Annotated in this window: 20 protein-coding genes, 1 other RNA gene and 1 pseudogene; 14 read left to right on the top strand and 8 right to left on the bottom strand. The window is 62.3% G+C overall.

The window, feature by feature from the left end:
* The 7 genes from QZL63_RS11495 (at position 1) to QZL63_RS11465 (ending at position 9,862) form a co-directional block, all read left to right on the top strand.
* Positions 1–1,218 (top strand): aminotransferase class V-fold PLP-dependent enzyme, encoded by a 1,218-nt coding sequence (locus QZL63_RS11495; protein WP_022309436.1) that lies wholly within the window; start codon positions 1–3, stop codon positions 1,216–1,218.
* A 60-nt stretch (positions 1,219–1,278) separates the two neighbouring features.
* Entirely contained in the window at positions 1,279–1,965 is a 687-nt protein-coding gene (tmk, locus tag QZL63_RS11490; RefSeq protein ID WP_022309435.1) for a dTMP kinase, read from the top strand.
* An 8-nt stretch (positions 1,966–1,973) separates the two neighbouring features.
* On the top strand, positions 1,974–3,080 hold the full coding sequence (locus tag QZL63_RS11485) for a BT_3928 family protein (RefSeq protein WP_290587275.1): 1,107 nt from the start codon (positions 1,974–1,976) through the stop codon (positions 3,078–3,080).
* Between the two features lie 3 nt (positions 3,081–3,083).
* Positions 3,084–4,169 carry a DNA polymerase IV gene (dinB, locus tag QZL63_RS11480; RefSeq protein WP_290587241.1) on the top strand — a complete coding sequence of 362 codons (1,086 nt, stop codon included), beginning with the start codon at positions 3,084–3,086 and terminating at the stop codon, positions 4,167–4,169.
* Between the two features lie 81 nt (positions 4,170–4,250).
* Positions 4,251–7,229 (top strand): tetratricopeptide repeat protein, encoded by a 2,979-nt coding sequence (locus QZL63_RS11475; RefSeq protein ID WP_022309432.1) that lies wholly within the window; start codon positions 4,251–4,253, stop codon positions 7,227–7,229.
* Between the two features lie 2 nt (positions 7,230–7,231).
* Entirely contained in the window at positions 7,232–9,010 is a 1,779-nt protein-coding gene (locus QZL63_RS11470; RefSeq protein ID WP_022309431.1) for a hypothetical protein, read from the top strand.
* 114 nt (positions 9,011–9,124) lie between these two features.
* Positions 9,125–9,862: a Fe-Mn family superoxide dismutase gene (locus QZL63_RS11465; RefSeq protein WP_022309430.1), complete on the top strand. Its 738-nt coding sequence runs from the start codon at positions 9,125–9,127 to the stop codon at positions 9,860–9,862.
* A gap of 81 nt (positions 9,863–9,943) precedes the next feature.
* Here QZL63_RS11465 and QZL63_RS11460 read toward each other — a convergent pair whose 3' ends face one another.
* Together QZL63_RS11460 and ffs are read right to left on the bottom strand one after the other, a co-directional pair.
* Complete coding sequence (locus QZL63_RS11460; protein ID WP_022309429.1) at positions 9,944–10,219, bottom strand: putative quinol monooxygenase; 276 nt, start codon at positions 10,217–10,219, stop codon at positions 9,944–9,946.
* Between the two features lie 27 nt (positions 10,220–10,246).
* Positions 10,247–10,344, bottom strand: an RNA gene (gene ffs / locus QZL63_RS11455) — signal recognition particle sRNA small type.
* 47 nt (positions 10,345–10,391) lie between these two features.
* On the opposite strand from ffs, the gene mltG reads away from it, so the two are divergent.
* The 5 genes from mltG to QZL63_RS11430 are packed head-to-tail and all read left to right on the top strand — an operon-like array spanning position 10,392 to position 14,009.
* Positions 10,392–11,408 carry an endolytic transglycosylase MltG gene (mltG, locus tag QZL63_RS11450; RefSeq protein WP_022309428.1) on the top strand — a complete coding sequence of 339 codons (1,017 nt, stop codon included), beginning with the start codon at positions 10,392–10,394 and terminating at the stop codon, positions 11,406–11,408.
* 22 nt (positions 11,409–11,430) lie between these two features.
* Positions 11,431–12,033 (top strand): L-threonylcarbamoyladenylate synthase, encoded by a 603-nt coding sequence (locus QZL63_RS11445; protein ID WP_022309427.1) that lies wholly within the window; start codon positions 11,431–11,433, stop codon positions 12,031–12,033.
* A gap of 27 nt (positions 12,034–12,060) precedes the next feature.
* Complete coding sequence (locus QZL63_RS11440) at positions 12,061–12,591, top strand: DUF4199 family protein (RefSeq protein WP_022309426.1); 531 nt, start codon at positions 12,061–12,063, stop codon at positions 12,589–12,591.
* Entirely contained in the window at positions 12,578–13,543 is a 966-nt protein-coding gene (locus QZL63_RS11435) for a glycosyltransferase family 2 protein (RefSeq protein ID WP_022309425.1), read from the top strand. The genes QZL63_RS11440 and QZL63_RS11435 overlap by 14 nt, the downstream gene beginning before the upstream one ends.
* A 1-nt stretch (position 13,544) precedes the next feature.
* Positions 13,545–14,009: a DUF4293 domain-containing protein gene (locus QZL63_RS11430; protein WP_022309424.1), complete on the top strand. Its 465-nt coding sequence runs from the start codon at positions 13,545–13,547 to the stop codon at positions 14,007–14,009.
* Between the two features lie 376 nt (positions 14,010–14,385).
* Here QZL63_RS11430 and QZL63_RS11425 read toward each other — a convergent pair whose 3' ends face one another.
* The 3 genes from QZL63_RS11425 to QZL63_RS11415 all read right to left on the bottom strand — a co-directional run bounded on the left by QZL63_RS11425 (position 14,386) and on the right by QZL63_RS11415 (position 18,286).
* The gene (locus QZL63_RS11425; protein ID WP_022309423.1) at positions 14,386–17,199 is read right to left on the bottom strand and encodes a M16 family metallopeptidase; all 2,814 of its coding nucleotides are present in this window, start codon (positions 17,197–17,199) and stop codon (positions 14,386–14,388) included.
* A gap of 64 nt (positions 17,200–17,263) precedes the next feature.
* Entirely contained in the window at positions 17,264–17,503 is a 240-nt protein-coding gene (locus QZL63_RS11420; RefSeq protein WP_022309422.1) for a helix-turn-helix domain-containing protein, read from the bottom strand.
* Positions 17,504–17,569: 66 nt separating this feature from the next.
* On the bottom strand, positions 17,570–18,286 hold the full coding sequence (locus QZL63_RS11415) for a DUF2975 domain-containing protein (protein WP_022309421.1): 717 nt from the start codon (positions 18,284–18,286) through the stop codon (positions 17,570–17,572).
* A 229-nt stretch (positions 18,287–18,515) separates the two neighbouring features.
* Between QZL63_RS11415 and QZL63_RS11410 the strand changes: the two genes are divergently transcribed.
* Both QZL63_RS11410 and QZL63_RS11405 read left to right on the top strand, forming a co-directional pair.
* Entirely contained in the window at positions 18,516–19,250 is a 735-nt protein-coding gene (locus QZL63_RS11410) for an acyl-[acyl-carrier-protein] thioesterase (protein ID WP_022309420.1), read from the top strand.
* 36 nt (positions 19,251–19,286) lie between these two features.
* Positions 19,287–20,435, top strand: a complete 1,149-nt coding sequence (locus tag QZL63_RS11405) for a glycosyltransferase (RefSeq protein WP_022309419.1) — start codon at positions 19,287–19,289, stop codon at positions 20,433–20,435.
* A 188-nt stretch (positions 20,436–20,623) separates the two neighbouring features.
* Here QZL63_RS11405 and QZL63_RS11400 read toward each other — a convergent pair whose 3' ends face one another.
* The 3 genes and pseudogenes from QZL63_RS11400 to QZL63_RS11390 form a co-directional block, all read right to left on the bottom strand.
* Positions 20,624–21,262, bottom strand: a complete 639-nt coding sequence (locus QZL63_RS11400; protein WP_022309418.1) for a hypothetical protein — start codon at positions 21,260–21,262, stop codon at positions 20,624–20,626.
* Between the two features lie 3 nt (positions 21,263–21,265).
* Complete coding sequence (locus QZL63_RS11395) at positions 21,266–22,636, bottom strand: MFS transporter (protein ID WP_022309417.1); 1,371 nt, start codon at positions 22,634–22,636, stop codon at positions 21,266–21,268.
* A 16-nt stretch (positions 22,637–22,652) separates the two neighbouring features.
* A pseudogene (locus tag QZL63_RS11390) lies at positions 22,653–24,262 on the bottom strand (tetratricopeptide repeat protein); the annotation flags it as partial.

Raw genomic sequence — 24,262 nt, 5'->3', positions numbered from 1 at the left:
ATGTTCGACGTCGAAAAGATACGCGGGGAGTTTCCGATCCTCTCCCGCACGGTTTATGGGAAGCCGCTGGTCTACCTCGACAGCGGGGCCACGGCGCAGAAACCCCGTTCGGTAATCGACAAGGTCGATATGCTCCACCGCGAGCTGAACGCCAACATCCACCGCGGGGTCCATCTGCTCTCGGAGGAGGCGACCGAGCAGTACGAGTCGGCCCGCGCCACGATCGCGGGTTTCATCGGTGCGGCCGAAAAGGAGGAGGTCGTCTTCACGGCCGGAGCCACGGCGTCGCTCAATACGGTGGCCTACGCCTGGGGCGAACGTTTCGTGCATGCGGGCGACAACATCGTCGTCAGCGAGATGGAGCACCACTCGAACATCGTTCCGTGGCAGCTGCTGGCCGAGCGCAAGGGAGCCGGAATCCGGGTCCTCCCGTTCGATGATGCGGGTGCGCTCCGTACGGAGCAGCTGTCCTCGCTGCTCGACGACCGCACGCGCGTGGTGGCCGTCACGCAGGCCTCCAATACGCTCGGCACGAGGCCCGACCTGCGCCCGATCATCGAGGCGGCCCATCGGGCCGGTGCGATCGTGGTGGTGGACGGCTGCCAAGGCGTCGTGCACGGCGGAGTCGATGTCCGTGCCCTGGACTGCGACTTCTATGCCTTCTCGGGCCACAAACTCTACGGCCCGACGGGCATCGGCGTACTCTACGGCAAACGCCGCCTGCTCGAGGAGATGCCCCCGTTCCTCGGGGGCGGCGACATGGTCGATCGGGTGACCTTCGCCCGGACTACCTATGCACCCGTTCCGCTCAAGTTCGAGGCCGGTACGGCCAACTTCATCGGGGCCATTGCGCTGGGCGAGGCCGTGCGGTTCCTGCAGGGGTTCGATCCCGCGGAGATCGAGGCCCACGAAACAGCCCTGCTGCATCGCGCCGCGGAGCGCCTTGCGGCCATCGACGGGGTGACGATCTACGGCACGACCCCCGACAAGTGCGCCATCGTGTCGTTCAACGTCGAGGAGGTACACCATTATGACCTGGGCATGATCCTCGACAAGCTGGGGATCGCCGTCCGCACGGGACAACATTGCGCCGAACCGGTGATGGACCACTACGGTGTCACCGGCATGTGCCGCGCCTCGTTCGGGCTCTACAACACCCTTTCCGAGGTCGATGCACTGGCCGACGGCGTTGCCCGCGCCGTCCGCATGCTCCGCTGAGGGGAGCCTCGCGTGTGGCTGGGCAAATGAAGAGACTGTTGCAAATTATACGCTATACCGATGTTTATCGTACTCGAAGGTTTGGACGGTGCGGGCAAATCGACCCAGGTCCGTCTTTTGCGCCGCCTGCTGGCCGAGCGGGGCGTGGAGAGCGAATATGTCCATTTCCCGCGCTTCGACGCTCCGGTTTACGGCGAACTGATCGCCCGCTTCCTGCGGGGCGAGTTTGGCGGGGTGGGGCAGGTCGATCCCTATCTTGTGGCGCTGCTGTTTGCCGGTGACCGGGCCGACTTCGCGCCACAGATCCGGCAGTGGCTGGCCGGGGGACGGGCCGTCGTACTGGACCGTTATGTCTATTCGAATGTCGGCTACCAGTGTGCGAAACTGCCCGCCGGGGAGCAGCGTGACCGGCTGATGCGGTGGATCCTCGACCTGGAGTTCGTCCACAACGGCTTGCCGCGTCCCGACCTGTCGCTCTTCCTCGACGTACCTTTCTCGTTCACCGAACGCAAACTTGCGGAGACGCGCGAGGGCGACGACCGCGACTACCTCCGGGGCGGCCGCGACATCCACGAGGATGCCCTCGACCTCCAGCGTCGCGTGCGTGAGGTCTACCTGGCCGCCGCCGCGGCCGATCCGCAGCTGCAGGTCATCGACTGCAGCGATGCCTCGGGAGCGATGGATACGCCCGAGGGAATCTTTTCGAAAATCCGCGAGGCGCTCGCACCGATACTTTCCCGGAAATGAAACCTTCGATCCGTCAGAAACGCAGCTTCAAGCTGCTGTCGCACGCCTGCCGGCTGATCCTGGCCTGCACGTTCATCCTCTCGGGCTTCACGAAGGTGATCGACCCGTGGGGCACGGCCCTGAAGGTCAATGAATACCTCTCGATCTACGGCATGGAGGTCCTCGAACCGGCGTCGATGACCTTCTCGATCTGGCTGTGCGGCGCCGAGCTGATGATGGGCTGCATGCTGCTTTTCAAGGTCCGCATCCGTCTCATCTCGATCTTCGCGCTGGCCTCGATGATCTTCTTCACGCTGCTTACGCTGCTCAGCGCCACGCTGCTCCCGGTCGAGGACTGCGGCTGCTTCGGCGAGGCGCTCAAGCTCACGCCGTGGGAGACCTTCTTCAAGAACCTCGTGCTGCTGCCCATGGCCTTCGTGGTGTGGTGGCGTTACCGCCCCGACCGCATCTTTGCCTTCAAACCGCTGGAGATCGCCCTCACCTGCGTCTTCTTCAGCCTCTCGATGTACCTGGGCTATTACTGTTACATCCACCTGCCGCTGATCGACTTCCTGCCCTACAAGGTCGGTGTGAACATCCGCGAGGCGATGCAGGCCCCGTCGGTGGCTCCGGGCGAGTCGGAGACGGTGCTCGTTTACCGCAACCTGAAGACGGGCGAGGAGCGTGAATTCTCTCTCGACGATCCCGAGTGGCAGGATGCCGACACGTGGGAGTGGGTCGATACGCGGACGACGAGCGACGTCCCGGCCATCCGGCCGCTGATCAGCGAATTTGCCCTGCGCGATGCCGAAGGCGATGCCACCGGGGAGGTGCTCTCGACTCCGGGCCGTCTCTACATGCTCTGCGTGACTTCGTTCGACCGCCTCTCGCCGCGGTGCGCGCGGCGTATGGCGCGGCTCGTGGAGCACGCCGCGGCGGAGGGGGCGCAGGTAGTCTGCCTGACGCCCGATCCGCTCTACGATGTCTGCTGGCACGACTTCGGCTCGGGGGAGGTGCGCTGCTACAACATCGACGCCTCGACGATGAAGACGATGTTGCGGGCGCGCAACGGAGTGGTCGTACTCGACGACGGGACGATCACCGACAAGCGCAACTGCCGCGACATCCGTCCCTGACCCGTGCAGCGGAAGATCATACACATCGACATGGACGCCTTCTATGCGTCGGTCGAGCAGCGCGACAACCCTTCCTACCGGGGGCGTCCCTTGGCCGTGGGTTACGACGGCCCGCGGGGTGTCGTCGCGACGGCCAGCTACGAAGCCCGCCCCTACGGTGTACATTCGGCCATCTCCTCGGTGCTGGCCCGGCGGCTGTGCCCCGGGCTGATCTTCGTCCCGGCACGTTTCGAGGTCTACAAGACCGTTTCGCAGCAGATCCGCGCCATCTTCCACGACTATACCGACCGGGTCGAGCCGCTTTCGCTCGACGAGGCCTTCCTCGATGTCTCCGAACTGCCGTCGGCGACGCTTGTCGCCCGGGAGATCAAGGCCCGCATCCTCCGGGAGACGGGACTCACGGCCTCGGCCGGGGTCTCCGTGAACAAGATGCTGGCCAAGATCGCCTCCGACTACCGCAAACCCGACGGACTCTTCACCATCTCGCCTCCGGAGGTCGAGGCATTCGTTGCGGCGCTCCCCGTCGAGCGCTTTTTCGGCATCGGTGCTGTCACGGCCGAGCGGATGCACCGGCTGGGGATCCGCACCGGCGCCGACCTGCGGGCCTGGGACGAGGCGGCTCTGGTGCACCATTTCGGCAAGGCCGGACATCTCTATTACGGCTATGCCCGCGGGATCGACGACCGCGAGGTGCAGCCCCATCGGATACGCAAGTCGCTGGGGGCCGAGACGACCTTCGCCGAGGATACCGACGACCGCGAGCTGCTGGGCCTCGAACTCTCGGCCGTCCGCGAGGAGGTGTGGGGGCGTCTGCTGCGCCATGAGTTCAAGGGCAAGACCGTGGTGCTGAAGCTCAAGTTCGACGACTTCCGCCAGATCACGCGCTCGAAGACCCTCTTTTCGGCCGTGGATTCGCCCGAAACCCTGCGCCGTGTCTCCGACGCGCTGCTGGCCGGGGTCGATTTCCACGGGCGCAAGATCCGCCTGATCGGGCTAGCGGTCGGCAATTCGCCCGAAGCCGGCGGGGAGTGTCTCCAACTGCGCTTCGATTTCGACGCCTCCGACGGCGGCGGGCCGGGCGTTCGTTGATGCCGTGCGGCAGTCGGTTGAAAAAATTTGGCTTTGCACGGCGGAAATATTATCTTTGCGACAATTCATATTTCGTCCATTATGCGAAACTTCCGGATTATCCTGTTTACGCTGCTGTCCGTCTGCTCGCTGACGGTGCGCGGCGCATCCGACCTGAATAGCGTGCTCGAGCGCGGCCGCGACCTCTTCGGGTACGGCCGCTGGAGCGACGCCCGGCATGAGTTCCTGCGGGCCCGCGCCCTGCTCGATCCCGCCGACCGTGCTGCCCGCGAGGAGATCGACTACTACCTGGCCGCCTGCGCCGTGGAACTGGGCAGCGACGATGCCGAGGGGGCGCTCCGCGATTTCGAACGGCGCCATCCCGGTTCGGTCTATGCCAACGACGTGCGCTTCTCGCTGGGCTCCTACTATTGTGCCGTGGGGAACATGCCCCTGGCGCGCGAGGCCTTCGAACGCACCGAGTACAAGGCGCTGAGTGCGCCGCGCCGCGAGCAGTACGACATCCGCATGGGTTATGTCGAGTTTACCCAGGGAGACTATGCCGCAGCCTACGACCGCTTCTCGCGGATCGGCAGCCGCAGCGAATATGCCGACCATGCGCTCTACTACCGCTCCTATATCGACTATGCCGAGGAGCGCTACGATCGGGCCAAGGATGGCTTCACGCAGCTGACGCGCAGCGACGCCTACCGGGATCTGGTACCCTTCTACCTGCTGCAGATCGAGTTCCGCAACGGCAACTACCGCTATGTCGTCGATCACGGCGAGGAGCTGGTGCGCAAGGCCGTTCCCGAGCGGCAGGCCGAACTCGAGCGGGTGATCGCCGAGTCGTGGTTCCGGCTCGACGACTACAATGCCGCCATCGAGCACATGGAGCGCTACACCGCTGCGGGCGGCGAGATGGACCGGGATGCCTCCTACCTGAAGGGGTTCGCGCTCTACCGCACGGCCCGCTACGACGAGGCCGCCGAGTGGCTCCGCAAGGCGTGCGGCGCCGAGGATGCCCTGACGCAGAACGCCTCCTACCACCTGGCCGACTGTTACCTGCGCGCGGGTGACAAGCAGGCGGCGATGCAGGCCTTCGCCATGGCCTCCGACGAGTCGCTCGACGCCTCGATCGCCGAGGATGCGCTCTTCAACTACGCCAAACTGCAGTACGAACTGGGCGGCGGCGCCTTCAACGGTGCGATCAACATGCTGAGCCGCTATATCGAGCGTTATCCCTCCTCGCCGCGTGTGGGGGAGGCCCGTACGCTGCTGATTGCCGCCTACTACAATTCGCGCGACTACGATGCGGCCTACCGCGCCATTCGCTCCATGCCTACTGACGATGCCGACATCCGTGCCGCCTTGCAGAAGATTACCTATTTCCGGGGCCTTGAGGCCTATGCTGCGGGTGACCTGGCTGCCGCACGGCGTTACCTCGAGGAGTCCGCCGCGGTGAACGTAAGCCCCAAGTATTCGGCCCTCAACTCTTTCTGGCAGGGCGAGATCGCCTTTGCCGAGGGAGACTATCCGGTTGCCGCCGCGAAATACAACGCCTACCTGCGCCGAGCCCCGCGCGATGCGCGCGAGTATGCGATGGCCTGGTACAACCTGGGCTATTGCGCCTTCGACAAGGAGGAGATGGCCCAGGCCCGCAGCTCCTTCGACAAGTTCCTGCAGGTCTATACCCCGCGTGACCGTTACCGGGCCGACGCCTGGAACCGTCTGGGCGACGTGGACTATGCCGAACGCCGCTTCGACGATGCCGTCGCCTCCTACGACCGGGCCATTGCGCTGGCGACGCCCGAACGCCACTATGCCCGCTACAAGCGTGCCGTGACGCTCGGCATCCTGGGCCGTACCGGCGAGAAGCAGGAGGCCCTGCGACGGATCATCGCCGACGGCGAGGGCGACTACGTGAGCGAAGCCTCCTACGAACTGGGGCGCAGTTTCATCGCGCAGGAGCAGTATGCCGAGGGTGCCGCGCAGCTCGAACGCTTCGTGGCCGATTTCCCCGCCTCGCCCCGCCGTGCGCAGGCCCTCTCGGACCTGGGCCTGGCCTATCTCAATCTGGGCGACCGCCAGAAGTCGCTGCATTACTACGACATGGTCGTCGATGCTTCGCCCCGCTCCTCGGAGGCCCGGGAGGCCATGCAGGGCATCCGCGAGATCTACGTGTCGCAGGGCGACGTGGACGGCTACTTCGACTATGCGGCCAAGGCGGGCCTCGAGGGCGATCTCTCGGCCCAGTCGCGCGATTCGCTCTCGTTCGTCGCGGCCCAGAATCTCTACCTCAAGGGCGACCCCGCCGCTGCGGCCCGCTCGCTGCGCAACTATGTTTCGAGTTATCCGAAGGGCTATTACCTGACCGATGCCCTCTATTACCTGAGCGACTGCTGCCTCCGTACGGACGACCGTGCGGGTGCGATCGAGACGCTCACCCGCCTGACGGAGCAGGGTACGAACCAGTATACCGAGCAGGCGCTCGAGAAACTCTCCGAACTGACCTTCGCCGAGAAACGCTACGACGAGGCGGCTTCGGCCTACCGGCGTCTGTACGACGTGACGACAACCCGCTCGGGCCGCGAGACCGCCATGACGGGCTACGTGCGTGCTACGGTGGCGGGCGGCGACGGCAACCGGATCGCCGCCATGGCGGCCGACGTGTGCGGACACGCCGATGCGGGTGCCACGGCGCTTCGCGAGGCGAAGTATGCCTGGGCCGGCCAGCTGCGCGCATCGGGCGATCGGGACCAGGCCCTGAAACTCTATAAGGAGCTGGCCTCCGACGTGAAGACCCGCGAGGGCTCCGAGGCGGCCTACTACGTGATCGAGGCGCTCTTCGAGAGCGGCGATCTGGACAAGACCGAGTCGGAGGTCTTCGCCTTCTCCGACCGGGAGCCCAATGCCTACTGGCTGGCCAAGGCCTTCCTGCTGCTGGGCGATGTCTACGTGCGCAAGGGCGATACCTTCCAGGCGCGTGCGACCTACCAGAGCGTCGCCGACGGATACTCCCCGGCCGATGACGGAATTGTGGACGAGGCAAAGGAGCGAATCGCAAAACTGAAGAACTGACGATGAAAAAACTGCTGTTGGCCGCCCTGTTGCTGGCGGCGCTGCCGCGGATGGGCGCGGCCCAGGTCGAGAAGCAGGTCGAAGTGACCAAGGCCTATGTGCCGCGTGTGGGAAGCGCGGCCAAACTGCCCGTCGAGCCGGATATGACCGACACGACGCGCATTCGCCCCGAGATCGACTATACGATTACGCCGCTGTCGCTGCAGACGACGCTCACGACGCGTCCGATCCGGCCGGCGACGGTAACCTACTGGGAGTTCAACCGTCCGCAGCCCTTCTACCTGAAGGCCGGTGCGGGTTATCCGCTCAATTCGGTGCTGGACTTCTACGCCTCGACGCAAAACCCCTCGACGGGCTATCTGATCGGTTACGTGAACCACGAGGGGCGGTATGCCGACATCGAGAACGACTTCGGGGGCAAATACAACTCGCTGCGGATGTACAACCGGGCGGGCGTTGCCGCGGGCAAATACCTCGGACGGCACGTGCTCGAGGGAGAACTCTCCTACGACAACCGGATGTTCCACCGCTACGGGGCCTGGGCCACCCCGGGGCTGGACCTTGGCGAGCGCGATTTCGAGCCGGGACGGATGAACGATTACGGCGATGCGCGCCTGAATATCCGGATCGGCGATGACTTCCAGAACCTCGAGCGCACGAATTTCGAGGTCGGCGTGGGCGGAAGCCTCTTCTTCGACCACTCCGAGCGGGATTTCGATGCGGCCTACGGTCAGACTTCGCTGACAGCTTTCGGGCGTATCGCCCGGGCTTTCGGCCGCCACATGCTTTCGGCCGGGGTAGGGTATGACTACCTGGCGGGCCGCCGCGATCTGGGCGGCAGCAACCAGCAGACGATCCGTGCCGGTCTGCGCTACGGCATCGACGGCGATGTCATCCGCATGGAGATCGGTGCCGACTTCTACCACGACCGCGTCGAGTCGGCCGCCGACCCCGATCCGATCGTGAAGACGGGCAACTATGTGATTCCCTATGCCCATTTCGATATCAACCTCGGGACGCGCAGCCTGAAGCCGTTCATCGAGATCGACGGCGACGTCCGCGACAACAGCTTCCGGTCGCTGGCCGGGGCGAATCCCTTCCTCTCCGAGACAGCGTGGCTCGACCGCAGCTCGGTCGATTACAACGGCCGCTTCGGTGTGGGCGGTACGCTGGGGCGCGATCGCTTTGCCTACCGCCTCTATGCCGGCTTCACGATCCACGACAACCGGGTCTACTGGTTTGCCGAGCGTTACCGGTTCCTCGATGCATCGGCCGGCGAACCGCAGCTTCTGGGTGAACTGATGCCGGGCGTTTTCCGCCCGATGCAGGGACGCCAGACCGTCACGTCGTTCAACGGCGAGGTGGAATACCGTCCGACGAGCGCGCTGAAGTTCGACCTCGGCCTGCACGGCTATATCTACAACGACGAGGAGCGCTGGGCCAATGCCTCGCCGTCGTTCGAAGGGAATGTGGGGGTCACCTACGCCGGCCGCAAGATCGGCTTCGGGGTGGAGGCCGTGATGCAGAGCTGCCGCACGTGGAATGTCTTCGATGTCGAGCATATCGCTGGCAGTGACGGTCCGGCGGAGATCCGCAATGCCGTCTCGTGGGTCGAGGTTCCGTTCGGCGTCGATCTCCGGGTCCACTTCGACTGGCATGTCTCGAACCGTGTGACCCTCTTTGCCGAGGGCCGCAACCTGATCAACCGCAAGTTGTACGAATACCTGTGGTATCCGGAGCTGGGAGCCCATTTCACGGCGGGTGTCAAGCTCAATTTCTGACGCGGTGTCCGTTCGGCGGAGACCCGAACGGTCCGAAGTATCGCTTTTTCCGGTTCGTTGTCACAACGGACCGGAATTTTTGTTATCTTCCCCCGAACCAAAACCTTCGAAAAGATGAAACACACGTTGCCCGAGCTTCCCTATGCGATGGAAGCACTTGCTCCGAAGATGAGCAGGGAGACCCTCGAATACCACTACGGCAAGCACCTCAAGACCTATGTGGACAACCTCAACCGCCTGATCGCCGGTACGCCCTACGAGGAGTTGCCGCTCGACGAGATCGTGCGCACGGCCGACGGTGCGCTCTTCAACAACGCCGCGCAGGCCTGGAATCACGAGTTCTTCTTCCGGATGCTGACCCCCGATCCGTCACCCATGCCGGCCGGGCTGGCCGAGCGTCTGGCCCGCGACTTCGGCTCGGTCGAGGAGTTCCGCGCGAAATTCACGCAGGCGGCTGTCGGGTTGTTCGGATCGGGTTGGGTATGGCTTGTCGCCGACCGGTCGGGACGTCTCTCGATCCTGGCCCGCTCCAATGCCGGCAATCCGCTGACCGAAGGGCTGCGCCCCGTACTGACGATCGATGTCTGGGAGCATGCCTACTACATCGACTACCGCAACCGCCGGGCCGATTTCGTCGAGGCCTTCTGGGGGCTTGTCGATTGGCGCAAGGTGGCCGATCTTTGTATTCCGAAGCGGTATGCCTGCACGGCCTGCGACTATGTCTACGATCCCGAAAAGGGAGATCCCGAGACGGGTATTGCCCCCGGCACCCCTTTCGAGGAGATTCCCGATGACTGGACCTGCCCCGTGTGCGGCCTTTACAAGGATGCCTTCCGGGCCGTCGGGGAGTGATCCCGACTCTCTGCTCCGGAAACGAGACGGCCGGATTCCTGTCGAAGGAATCCGGCCGTTGCCTTGTTGCCTGCTGCGGGATCAGAAGACGAACTTCTCGATCTTCATCTCTCCCAACTGGTGGATGCGCGGAACGAGCGTGGTGAAGTGTGCCGCCTGCTCGTGTGCGGCGAGCGCCTTGGCGTCGCTCCACGTTTCGCAGATCATCAGGACATCGCGGCGCGTTGAACTCTCGAAGAGGTCGTATGCCACGCAGCCCTCGTCCTTGAGCGATGCGGCCACCAGTTCGCGGGCCGTGTTCACCAACTCCTCGCGGTTGCTTTCCGTCGTGCGGATGAATACATTCAGACGTATCATGGTTTCCTTCTTATTGGTAAAACAAAAAAGGGTGAGCTCCTTATATCGCACCGCTACGACCACATACCCTTGCTCGATTCCTCGCCTGGGGGATTCTGTAGGAGCTGGTCGTATAAGACTCACCCGGGCACAAAAGTAGGAATTTTTTATATCTTTGCAAAAAAAAAGTGAGATGCGCAGAAAAAACTTGCTCCGCACGCTTCTCGGAGGCCTCGTTCTGATTCTCGTCGCCGTCGTGGCGCTGTTCGTTGTCGCCTTCAAGGGCAATGCCGTTCCCGAACGCTACGAACTTTTTGTCGGCTCGCACGCCTTCTATGAGGAGCTGACCGATTCGCTGATGCCCCGCATCAGGCACCGTGCGGCTTTCCGCTGCTATGCCCGCAGGCTCGACCTTGCCGGGAGCTTCAAGCCGGGACACTACGTGCTTGAGCCGGGCATGAGCGTCATCGAGGTGGCGCGGATGTTCAAGCTGGGGCTGCAGACGCCCGTGCGCATCTCGATCAACAACGTCCGCACGCCCGAGCAGCTTGCCCGCAAGCTCGCCCGGCAGCTCGATGCCGATTCGACCTCCATCCTGCGGGTGCTGCAGTCGAAGAAGCTGGCCGAGGAGGTGGGTTTCGACTCGCTGACCCTCTTCTCGATGTTCATCCCCGACACCTATGAGGTCTACTGGACGATCCGCCCCGAGGAGCTGGTCCGCCGCATGAAGCGCGAATACGACTGCTTCTGGACCCCCGAGCGGGATGCCGCCCGGCAGCGCAGCGGCCTTTCGCGGCTCGAGGTGATGACTCTGGCGTCGATCGTCTACGAGGAGACGCGCCAGACGGACGAGATGCCCCGCATCGCCGGGGTCTACATCAACCGCCTGCGCCGGGGCATTCCGCTCCAGGCCGATCCGACGGTGAAATACGCGATGCAGAATTTCGGTCTGCGCCGCATCCTGCACAAGCACCTGAAATACCCGTCGCCCTACAACACCTATATCAACCGCGGTCTGCCGCCCTCGCCGATCTGCATGCCGGGCAAGAATGCGATCGATGCGGTGCTGCACTTCGAGGAGCACGACTACCTCTTCTTCTGCGCCCGCCCGACTTTCGACGGCTACCACAATTTCGCCCGGACCCTGCGTGAGCACAACGCCAATGCGCGGGCCTACAGCGCCGAGCTGAACCGGCGGAAAATCAAATAAATTTTCGTAACTTTGCCCTTGCATGATTACGAAAATCTACGAACGGAACCCTTCGGAGCGAGAGTTGCGCCGTGTGGTCGAGGCCCTCGAGCACGACGGGATCATCATCTATCCCACCGACAGCGTCTATGCCTTCGGCTGTTCGCTGCGGTCGCCCCGGGCGATTGAGCGCCTGCGCCGCCTGCGCGACAAGGGCACGGGCAGTTTCGCCGTGGTCTTCTCCGGCCTGGCCCAGGTCGCCGAGTACTGCCGTGTGGACAATGCGGCCTTCCGGGTGCTGAAGCGCAACCTTCCGGGTCCCTTCACCTTCGTGCTCCCGGCCTCATCGCGCGTGCCGGACAAGGCTCTCGAGCGGCGCCAGACAATCGGAGTCCGCATTCCGGCCAATCCCATAGCCCGGGCGATCGTCGAGACGCTGGGATGCCCGCTCGTCACCACGTCGGTCCGCGACGAGGATGATGTGGTGGAGTATACGACCGATCCCGAACTGATCCACGAACGCTACGGCCGCGAGGTGGCGCTGGTCATCGACGGCGGCACGGGCGACAACGTCCCCACGACGGTCGTGGACCTCACGGACGGCGAGCCCGAGATCCTTCGCGAGGGCAAGGGCGAACTGCAATGACGTAAAGACAAAACACAGGATAAGGAAATGACAAAAACGAATTTCTGGAACGATGCGGCGAAATACGGCGCTTTCATGGCCATCGCGCAGATCCTCTTCTCGACGGCGGGGCTCTTCTGGCGCTCGCCGCTGCTCTCGTTCCTCTCCGTCGTGGTCATCGTGCTGATGATCTACTTTTTCACGCGGCGTCGCGTGACGCTCTACGGGGCTGATGAGGGCTACAGCTACGGGCAGTGCATGAAGTTCATCTTCTGGATGGCCTGCTTCTCGGGTATTCTGTGGGGCGCATGGGAGATCGTGGGCCGCAATCTGCTCTTCGCGGACCGCTATGAGGCGATGCTTCAGGAGAACATGCAGGTCATGGCGACGATCTACAGCGAGCAGCAGCTCGAACTGGTCGCCCCGATGATGCGCTCGATCTTCTTCTCGCCGATCTGGGTCGTCGTCTCGTCGGTCGTTGGCTCCATCTTCCAGAGCTGCTTCTTCGGCCTGTTCATCTCCGGCCTGACGCGCCGCAATCCCGATATCTTCTCCGAGCGTGGAAATGGAGACGCGTAATCCCGACATCTCGGTCGTCGTACCGCTCTACAACGAGGAGGAGTCGCTGCCCGAACTGCTGGCGTGGATCGACCGTGTCGCTGCGGCCCATGCCTTCACCTATGAGGCGATCCTCGTGGACGACGGCTCGTCCGACGGCTCGTGGGCCGTTGTCGAGCGCCTGGCCGCGCAGTATCCGACGCTGCGTGGCATCCGTTTTTCGCGCAACTACGGCAAGTCGGCCGCCCTCTATTGCGGCTTTGCGGCCGCGCGCGGTGAGGTGGTGATCACCATGGACGCCGACCTGCAGGATTCGCCCGAGGAGATCCCCGCCCTGCGCCGCATGATCCTCGAGGAGGGTTACGACCTGGTTTCGGGCTGGAAGAAGAAGCGCCACGACCCGATCGGCAAGCGGTGGCCGAGCAAGTTCTTCAACTGGACGGCACGTGCCGCGACGGGCATCCGCCTGCACGACTTCAACTGCGGCCTGAAGGCCTACCGCCGCAAGGTGGTCAAGTCGATCGAGGTCTACGGCGAGATGCACCGGTTTATCCCGGTGCTGGCCCGGCAGGCGGGTTTCCGCCGGATCGGCGAGAAGGTGGTGGACCATCATGCCCGCAAATACGGACATTCGAAATTCGGCCTTGAGCGGATGGTCAAGGGTTACCTCGACCTCATCTCGGTGCTCTTCATGTCGCATTTCGGCCGTTCGCCGATGTATTTCTTCGGAGGCCTGGGCACGGTGATGTTCTTGCTCGGCGGTGCTACGACGGTGTGGATCATCGCCGAGAAGCTGTGGAAGCAGGCTCATGCCCTCCCGCTGCGACCGGTTGCCGACCAGCCGCTCTTCTACCTGGCCATCCTGGCTGTCATTTTGGGCGTCCAGCTCTTCCTCGCGGGGTTCATCGGCGAACTGATCAACCGCAGTTCGTCGGACCGCAACAAGTATTTGATCGATCAAACGCTGAATTGAAATGATACAACGCATCCAAACCCTCTATCTGTTGATTCTGACGGCCCTGATGGCCGTAACGATTTTCGCCCCGCTGGCCTGGTTTGCGGGGGAGATGGGCGAGTTCCGCCTCTACTCCTTCTCGTTGCAGAGCCTCGACGGTTCGGTGTCGCAATCGACCGCCTACATGGGTATCCTGCTCGTGCTGGCCTGCCTGCTTCCGCTCGTGACGATCTTCCTCTACAAACGGCGCCTGCTTCAGATCCGCCTCTGTGTGGTGGAGATGGTGCTCCTGATCGGCGCTACGGCCATGGAGGGTATCTACTACTTCCTGAGCAGCCGGATCTTCTCCGACATGGCGTTCCACACGCAGGGCTTCAAGCCTGCCATTGCCCTGCCGCTCGTCGGCCTGCTGTTCGCCTTCCTGGCGGCCCGTGCCATCTTCCACGACGAGCTGCTGGTGCGCGACGCCGACCGGATCCGCTGATCCCCTCCCTGTCGGGGATGGCAGCCGATGATCCTTGCGGCCCCGCCATCGACTTCGATAACACGGGATGTCTCCGAATTTCGGGGACATCTCTTTTTTTGTTTCCGGCATTCCCTTCCGTCCCATCTTTCCTTCCGTCCTGCCTTCCTCTCCGTTACTCTTTCACTCGGTTCTTCCTGCAGTCTGAGCCGGTCTCCTTCCGTCCGAGCCCCTGGCGTTTCGCTTCCGTCTGTTTGCTGTCGTTTCCCGCTGTTCCGATCCGTGCCTCCAATCCTCTTCCGGCACTCCGCACGGATGCATTTCGGCATCCTGCAAAAAACGCCAAAGGCGACCCGCAAGGGGCCGCCTTTGGTCGAAAGGGTAGATTCGCAGCTGCTTACTCCTCGGCAGCCTCGGGACGCATCACCACCTTCACGAGGTTGTTGTCCTCGAGGATCTTCTGGGCCAGCTTCTGTACGTCGGCATTCGAAACCGTGCGGATGGCCTGCTCGCCGTTGGCCACATAGTCGAGGCCCGAGCCGTACTTCATCTGCAGGTAACGCATCCACGTGCCGTTCTGCTCGAGACCGTTCTGCCAGTCCTTGAGGAGGAATTCGCGCGTTTTCTCGATATCCTCGGTCAGCGGGCCCTCCTCGGCGATCTTCTTGAGCTCGGCTATTACGATCTCGCACAGCTCGTCGTCCATCTCGTCGTTGGTGTCGAATGCGATGGTCATCGAGTAGGTCTCGCGCGGGATGTACTCGGTCGATCCGTAGACCTGTACGCCGTAGGTACCGCCCTTCTCCTCGCGTACCGATACGAGGTAGCGCGATGAGAGCGCCTGCGTGAGGTAGGTGAGGGCCAGCTTGTTCTCGATCGTGTAGTCCAACTCACCCGTGAAGGTGTAGTTGATCGAAACCTTCGGCTGCTGCATCTTGGCCGTGAACGTGTCGTTCACCTCGCCCTCGACGGGATATGCCTTGTCGTCCACGAACGTCATGGGCTTCTTCGATGCGGGGATCGAACCGATGTACTTCTCCACCAGGGGCTTCAGCACCTCGGGGTCGATGTTGCCCACGAACGTGAAGCGGAAGCTGTTGGCATCCGGGAAGAGCTTCTTGTAGATGGCGGGCAGGGCCTCGAACGAGAAGCCTGCGAGCTGCTCCTTGCCGAGCATCTGTCGGCGCGGGTTGTGGCCGTACTGGGCGTCGATCGTCTCCTTCTGCATCAGGTAGTCGGGGTTCGACTCGACATTGGCCAGCTGAGCCTCGAGCATCTTCATCAGGTTGTCGTAGTCGGTGCGGTCGAAACGCGGCTGGGTGAAGCTCAGGTATACGAGCTGCAGCATCGTCTCGATGTCGCGGGGCGAGCAGCTTCCGCCCATTACGCTGGCATATTCGCTGGTTGCGGGGCTGACACCGACCGACTTGCCCGAGAGCTGTTTGCGGAGTTCCGTTGCCGAGAACTTGCCCACGCCCGACATCGAGACGACGGCGGGCAGCAGTTCACCCATGTAGTACTCCTCGTCGGAGAGTATCGAAAGACCGCCCTTGGCCTGTGCATTGAGCTGCACCTCGTCGGCTTTGAAGGTCGTGGGCTTCACGACGATCTGCGTGCCGTTGGCGAGCGTCCACTCGATGGTTCCGTAGGGCTCGTTCTGTGCCGTCTTCTTCACGGGCGAACCCTTCAGCACGGTGCCCTCGGGGATCAGCGGCTCCTTCACGACATCGTCCTCGTATGCCTCGATCTCGGCAGCAGCCACCTTGTCGCGGATGGCGAGCAGCTCCTCCTCGGTGGGGGTCACGATGCCCTCCTTCTCGGGAGCGGTCACGATGATCACCTGGTTCTCCGGCATGATCGTCTGCTGTGCGAATGCGTTGATGGCATCGACGTTGAGCGACTTGATGAGCAGGCTGTCGAGCTGCCATTCGGTCTCGGCGTCGGGCGTCGGCGTATTCTTCAGGTAGGCCTGGAGGTAGGTATTGACATACGATTCGTTGGTCCGATCGTTGCGGTTGGCGTACGAACGCTCGGCCTGGCGCATCAGGTCCTCCTGGGCGCGCTCGAACTCACCCTGCGTGAATCCGTAGCGGCGGATCTTCTCCAGCTCGGTGTAGAGGGCCTCAAAGCCGCGTGCGAGCTGTCCGTCCTGCGTCACGGCTACGGCGGCCGTAGCGTTGAGCGTGGGGATGATGCCGATCACGTCGCCGCTACCGATGTATCCGCCGATGAACGGTGCGTCGGCCTGCATGGCGATCTCCTGCATCCGGGCGTTGGCCATCGTCGAGAGGAACGACTCGATGACGTCGGTCATCTCACCGGCAATCGTGTTGTTGAACTGCTCGGGAATGGCCTGACGCTTGATGAAGAGCTGTACCTTCGTTCCCTGCATCTCGGGATCGGTGTAGATGCTCACGATCGGCTCCTCGTTGTCGGGCACCTCGATCACCTCCTTCTGTGCGGCGTCGGCTGCCGGGGCGGGAATGTCGGCCATCAGCGTCTTGATCTGTGCTTCGACGGCATCTACGTCGATGTCGCCGACCACGATCACGGCCTGATAGTCCGGGCGGTACCACTTGTGGTAGAAGCGCTCGAGGGCGTCATGCTCGAAGCCCTTCAGTCCGTCGAGGTAGCCGATCAGGTTGCGGTGCTCGTATTTCGTTCCCTTGCCGAGTGCCTGCAGCAGCTTCATCGTCGAACGCCACGAAGCACCGTCGCGCGTGCGCAGCTCCTCCATGATGACTCCGCGCTCGGAGTCGATCTCCTTGGGCTGCAGTGCGATGAAGTGCGACCAGTCGTGCAGTACGAGCAGGGCCGAGTCGATGACCCCCTGGCGTGCGGTCGGCACGTCGGAGATGTTGTAGACGGTGTAGTCCCAGCTGGTGGCCGCATTGAGGTTGTATCCGAACTTGACGCCCACGGTCTCCAGATATTCGATCATCTGCTTGCCGGGGAGGTTCTTCGTTCCGTTGAAGGCCATGTGCTCGAGGAAGTGTGCCAGGCCCTGCTGGTCGTCATCCTCCTGGATGGCTCCCACGTCGTGGAGAATGTAGAAATCGGCCTGACCCTTCGGCTTCTCGTTGTGCCGGATGTAGTAGGTGAGTCCGTTTTCGAGTTTTCCGGTGCGGAGATCCTTGTCTGCCGGAATCGGCTGCATCGGATTCATCTGTGCCATTGCTCCGCCCGCGGCGAAGAGCGCGAGGGCAAGCATCATCAGTTTTTTCATAGGCATAATAAATTGGGTTGTCATTTCTTTCGGTTTGCTGCGGGCGGGATCACTCCTTGTCGCCGTCCGTTTTCTGCGGCCCGCTTTCCGGCCGGTATTCGATGATGTCTCCGGGCTGGCAATCGAGTTCGCGGCAAATGGCCTCGAGCGTCGAGAAGCGGACGGTGCGTGCCTTTCCGTTCTTGAGGATCGAGAGGTTCGCCGGGGTGATGTCCACACGTTCGGCCAGTTCGCCGAGCGAGATTTTCCGCCGGGCCATCATCACATCGATGTTAATGATTATCGCCATATCGACCCCCTCCCGTTGTTTTTGTAGGTTGTATGTTGTATTGTCAGCATGGTCGGACGAGTGCGTTTATATCGTGAGCTTCTGCTCCTCGCTGAGGTTCTGTCCGATGGCGAAGACCTCGGCGGCGAAAAGGATCAGGATGCCCATGATGATCATCAGGTAGGAGAAGTGGAACGAGGTGTCCACCGTGAATCCCGAATCGGCGAGCAGCACGGCGGCACGGCGATTCATGATCCAATCGACGATGTTGCCGATGAGCTCCACGGCGATCGTGAGCAGTCCGATCGTTCGCAGGTACCAGACGTTGCGCCGGTCGAGCGTCCGTTCCTCGCGGATCGAGCGGCGCAGCGAGTGGATGATCATGAACATCAGGACGATGATCGCCAGGTAGAACAACGGGCAAACCATCACCATCGCATAGATCCATCCGCTGCCGCCGATCGAGCGGAAAGCCAGGCCGAGAGGCGATACTCCGGTGGCGTCCTGCTCGACATGCAGGTCGATTTTCGAAACCCGTACGTCGAGTTCGCATCCGGGCTGTCCTGCCGGTGCGGTTTGCGGGCATTCGGGGGTTTCGGTGATGCGGATGTTGTTCAGCACGTAAATCATCCGGGGTGTTCCGGAGCTCCATTTTTCGGCAATGCTTTCGCCGAGTTCGAATCCTTCCGACGCCCCGCGCGAAAAGTCGGTCAGCAGGTTGTGGGCGATGCTGGCCACGAGGACGATGAAGAACGTGATGTAGATCACCAGAAGCCGATGGAGCAGTGTTTTTTTGTTCTGCATCTTGTTTCAACTTGAATTCCTGTCATGCAAATATAAGTCAATATTTTTGAAAAACAAATAATATTTATCGAAAAACGATAAATTGACCGAAAAAAAACTTTCATATCGGAGTTATATCGGCCCTGTATCCTGTTTTTCGATTCGGACGGCAGGATTCGGAAAATGCGTGAAAAATTCGTATCTTTGTCTGATTCCCGGACATGGTGCCCGGGTTGAAAACGAACCGGACATGGCAGAAAAATCGCGTTACAATTTCCGGGTCGAGCCGCAGGATGTGGATTTCACGCTGCGGGCGACGATTCCGTCGCTGGGCTCGGCCATCCTCAATACGGCCGGGGCCGACGCCCACGGCAAGGGCTTCGGGGTCGATACCCTCAGTGCCGACAACCATTCGTGGGTGCTTTCGCGCATGGCGATCGAATTCGACCGGCGTCCGACCCAGTATACCGACTATACTATCTCCACGTGGATCAGCGACTACGGCCGCGTGCTCTCCACGCGTAACTTCACGTTGTGCGACGCCTCGGGCGTCGATTTCGGGCGGGCCGTCTCGCAGTGGGCGATGATCGACCTCAGGAGCCGTACGGCGGTCGATCTCTCGTGGGTGGGCGACGCCCATGCCGACGCCATCGTGCAGGAGCCTTCGCCGACCGACCGGCCGCGGAAGATCCGTTCCGTGACGCCGACGCAGTGCACCGAACATCGGGTGGTCTACAGCGACATCGACTTCAACCGGCACGTCAATACGATGCGCTACATCGAGATGATGCTCGACCAGCTGCCCATCGAGATGCTGACGCAGGAGGCCCCCGTGCGCCTGGACATCCACTTCCTGAAGGAGTGCCGCTACGGGCAGACGCTGACCGTGGGTTGCGAGCTGCACGAGCGGTCGGCCCTCTTCGAGATCTCCTCCGACGGCGGAGCCACGGCTTCCGTGCGGGCCTCCATCGCCTGGGGCGAATGATTCCGGACGCATAGACAACCCGATCTCAACGCAATTATGAAGATAACGATTCTCGGTCCGGCGCATCCCTATCGGGGCGGTCTGGCCTCGATCATGGAGATCATGGCGCGCACGTTCCTGCGCCGTGGCGACGAGGTTCTGATTCGGACCTTCACACTGCAATATCCGTCGCTGCTCTTTCCCGGGAAGAGCCAGACCGTGACGACCCCGCCGCCGGGCGATCTGCACATCACCCGCTGCGTCCATACGGTCAATCCGTTCAACTGGTGGCGGGTCGGGCGGCAGATCCGCCGCGACCGGCCCGATTTCGTGCTGCTGAAGTACTGGACCCCCTTCATGGCCCCCTGCTTCGGCACCATCGCTCGCCTGGCGCGCCGAAACGGCCATACGAAGGTGCTCTGCCAGATCGACAACGTCGAGCCGCACGAACACCACCTGACCGACAGGATCTTCAACCGCTACTTCCTGCGCACGGTCGATGGCTTCGTCTACATGTCCGAGCAGGTCCATCGCGAGCTGGAGGCCTACACCCGGGTTCCGGCGCTCTTCTCGCCGCATCCCCTCTTCGAGAACTTCGGTGAGCGCGTACCGCGTGCCGAGGCCTGCACCCGCCTGGGTTTCGACCCGGCGTTGCGTTATGTGCTCTTCTTCGGCCTGATCCGCGATTACAAGGGTCTGGACCTGTTGCTCGATGCTTGGGCGGAGCTTAAGCGGAGCGGCCGCACGGAGGGCCGCCGGCTGGTCGTGGCCGGGGAGTTCTATACGGCCCGCGAACCCTACCTGAAGCGGATCGCCGATCACGGGTTGCAGGACGAGGTGCTGCTGCACGACCGTTTCATTCCCGATGCCGATGTGAAGTACTACTTCTCTGCCGCCGACTTCGTCGTGCAGCCCTACAAGACGGCAACGCAGAGCGGCGTGACGCAGATCGCCTATCAGTTCTGCACGCCGATGGTCGTGACGCGGGTCGGCGGACTGGCCGAGATCGTGCCCGACGGCCGGGTAGGGTATGTCTGCCCGCCGACGGCCGAGGGTGTTGCCGCAGCAATCGACCGCATGTATGAGGGGGATACGTTGGAGCGCTTCCGGCAGAACTGCGCCGTCGAGCGCAGGCGCTTCTCATGGGAGGAGATGTGCTCGCGCATTACGGAGCTTTACCGGACGGTCGCCGCGCAGCAGCAGTAGGCGCCGGCCGCATGGCTGTCGCGATGACGAAAAAGGGCGGAACCCATTGTCGGGTTCCGCCCTTTTCGGTTCGGTTGCCTGTGACGGGCCGAGCGTCTGTGGTTCGGACGGCGGCCGGATTTGTCGGACTCGATGACATTCCGGCCGGCTCACGATCTCCTCCCTTTGTCGCGTGCCGTCGTCGGCGATCAGGCCTTGGCTGCAGGTTCCTCCGATTCGGATACGCACTTCCAGCCCGAAAGTACGATGAAGAAGGCCACGATCTCGAGGATCGTCTCGATGACTCCGCCTACCAGCGGAATGAGGCCTACGACCCAGCCGATGATTCCGAGGATCATGGCCGTGAAGAGTTTCGACATGCCGCGGCGCGCCCCTTCGGGAAGCGTCATGGAGTTCTTCAGGTTCGAGTAGGCGATCAGGAGCAGGATCCATGCGATGAGGTTCAGGATACCGCCGACGAAGCCGAGCAGCGGAATGCAGGCAACGATGGCGCCTACGATCGAGAGGATGGTGGCCGTGCGGATCGAACCGATGCGCGGGGCATCGGCCGGGTTCACCTGTCCCTTGAAGATGTCGAGGGACTTGATGAAGAGCCAGTATCCGTAGACAAGGGCCACGGTGGCGAGGATTTCAAGCGCATCCCAGAAGCCGAAGCCTCCGCCCGAGAGATTACCCTCGGCCAGGGACGCGAGAGCCGAAGCGGCATTGCCGATCGATCCGATGAAGCCGAAGATCGTGGCAGCGATGGCTGCGAACGTATAGATCTTGACAGCCTTGTACAGATCGGCGGTCGTCTGTTTCCACGAGTAGTTCAGATTGTCTTGCATGGTTCAGATGATATTGGGTTTTTCGAGTCCGTAATTCTTTCTGCGGTCTTCGATCTTGAGGTAGAAGCTGAAGATGAACGCCAGCACGCCGAACGAAGAGAAGATGATCATCGGCACGGTGTAGCCGCCCGTTGCGTCGAGTACCTTGCCGATGAGCAGCGGCACGAGGCAGAGACCTACGTTCTGGATCCAGAAGATGAGGCAGTAGGCCGATCCGAGGATCTTTGCATCGATGATCTTCGGCACGGAGGGCCAGAGGGCTGCGGGAACGAGCGAGAACGACACGCCGAGCGTCACCACAAGCAGCAGGGCCAGCCACTTCGACGGGAAGGCGGGCAGCAGGAAGGCGAAGCTCAGGTGGCAGGCGATCATGATGACGGCGCCGACCATGAGCATCGTGGCGCCCTTGCCGCGGAAGTCGAGTAGCGCTCCCAGGAAGGGGGTGAGCACCATGGCCAGGATGGGGAAGCAACTGAAGAGGCGTGCCGCCGATTCGGCGTCGATGCCGAGCGTCACCTCGAGGAAGTTGGGCGCATAGCGCTGGAAGGGGAAGATGGCCGAGTAGTAGAGCACGCAGAGCAGCGCCACGAGCCAGAACATCTTGCTGCCGAAGATGTATTTGAGGTCGCTGACGTGGAACTCCTCGTCGGCGGATTTCTCCTCCTTGAGCTCCCCGGCTGCGATGAGCTGCCGGTCGAACTTGCGGTCCATGTAGACGAATACGGTGTAGCAGAGCAGGCCGATGATCAGCAGTACGGTGCAGAAGGCCACGGGGGCTACGACCGACTTGTCGAAGTGGTTCGAGATCATCGGGGCGAGCCACATGACGGCGAATACGCCCAGACGCGCAATGGCCATCTCAAGACCCATGGCCAGGGCCATCTCCTTGCCCTTGAACCACTTGGCGATGGCTTTCGAGACGGTTGTTCCGGCCATTTCGCACCCGCATCCGAAGATCATGAAGCCCAGCGAGGCCATCTTGGCGCTGCCCGGGAAGGAGACCCACCAGCTGTCGAGCCAGGCGCAGAGTCCGGTGCCCTGGAACCATTCGGAGATGCCGACGAACTTGATCGAGGCGCCGATGACCATGAGCGACGCCGAGAGCAGGCCGGTGAAACGAATGCCCATCTTGTCGAGGATGATGCCCGCGAAGATGAGGAAGAAGACGAATACGTTGAGGAAATACTCCGAGGCGGCATAGGTACCGAAGGTTCCGCTGTCCCAGCCGCGGGCCGATTCAATGAGCGACTTGAGCGGGGACATGACGTCCACGAACATGTAGCCGAAGAACATCATCAGTGCGATGAGCACCAGAGCCGTCCATCGGGCGACGGGCGAGTCGTTGAGGAATTTGCGTTGGATAGTTTCTGCCATATCGTTTGGTTTTTGATTAGTCTTCCATCTGTGCGTAGCGCTTGAGCACCTCGTAGGCCTCGAGGATTCCCAGCTCTCCGGCCTTCGAGAGGTCGAGGCATCCCTTCCGGGTATCCTTCATGAAGATCTGGATCACGCCGCGGTTGTAGTACGCCTCGGCAAATGCGGGATTCAGTTCGATGGCCTTCGAGTAGTCCTCGAATGCCTCGGGCAGCTGTCCCGAGAGGGCTTGCAGGTTCGCCCGGTTGTAGTAGGCATAGGCGAAGTCGGGGAAGAGCTTGATCGCCTTGTTCAGGTCGGCTACCGCCTCGTCGTAGCTGTACGTGCGCTTCGAGTTGGTGTTGAGCCGGTTTGCCGGATCCGAGTCGATCGTGATCCGCTGGTAGGAGTTGTCGATCGACGAGATGAAGTCGATCATCTCGGCGCGGGTCGTCGAGCCGTTCAGGTAGAGGAACGGATTCGAGGGGTTCTCGTCGATGGCCGCCGAGAAGGTGTTCACCGAGTTGGTGTACTGCTTGATGAGCGCCTGCGTCACGCCGCGCTCGAAGAGCCGGGTCCACGACGTGTCGCCGTTGCGGAGCAGCTCGGCGCACTGCTTGTCGAGCATCACGAGCGAATCGGGCGTGATGTTGCTCTCGCGGCACGAGAGTGCGAGCCGCGTGTTGCCGACCTTGCGGAGGAAGTCCTCGACGCGCTGCAGGCGGTAGGGCTGCGGCGCCGGCACCGAGTCGGGCTGCATGAGCGTGAACTTGAAGAGCGGCAGCAGGCGCATCTCCTCATGGCCGCCGTTGTGTCCCGTGATGCGGTCGAAGCTGCCTCCCGCGAACTTGCTGTCGAACGAGAGCAGGCGGGGGGAGCGGGGGCGCGGGGCGGCGTCGGTCGCGTAGGGGGNNNNGTCGTGTCGGCATAGATCGAGTAGGTGCTGTCGCTCAGGCGCGATTTGTACTCGGCGATCTTGCGTTGTGCGGTCTGCTCGTCCTTGCGCGCCCCCTCGGGGTCGCGCAGGAGCATCTTGAGCCGGCCGCGGTAGGTGTAGGCGTTCGCGAAGTCGGGGTATAGCTCGATGGCCGAGGTGTAGTCGGCCACGGCCTTCTCGATCTGGCCGAGCTGGGCGTACACGCTGGCGCGGTTGTAGTAGACCAGCACGTTGTTGGGCGAGTAGAGCGCCACCTTGTCGTAATCCTCGAGGGCGCGGTTGTAGTCTCCGATCTGCGAACGGAGTATGGCGCGGTTGAAGTAGGTGAGCGAGTTGGTCGAGTCGAGCCGGATCACCTTGTCGAAGTCGGCCAGGGCCTTCATCGGGCGGTTGGTCGATGAGTAGACCAGTGCGCGGTTGAAGTAGGAGAGCAGGTAGGAGGAGTCGCACGAGATGGCCTTGTCGAAATCCTCTTCGGCCTCCTTGTACCGCTCCTGCTCGAGGTAAAGGCTTCCGCGGCGGTTGTATCCGTTGGGATCCTCGCGGTTGGTGCGGATGGCCGTGTTGAAGTTCTCGTAGGCGCGTACCGTGTCCTTCAGGTGGAGGTAGCTCAGACCCCGGCAGATGAAGGCGTCGGCCACCTTGTCCTCCTGGCGGATGAACTTGTCGAAATCCTCGATCGCCTCCTTGAACTGCTGGTTCAGCAGGCG

It is taken from the genome of Alistipes sp. CAG:268 (assembly GCA_000434235.1).
GTDB lineage: Bacteria > Bacteroidota > Bacteroidia > Bacteroidales > Rikenellaceae > Alistipes > Alistipes avistercoris.
Note: the sequence above shows the minus strand (reverse complement) of the source record. Positions and strands in the feature narration are given on the sequence as shown.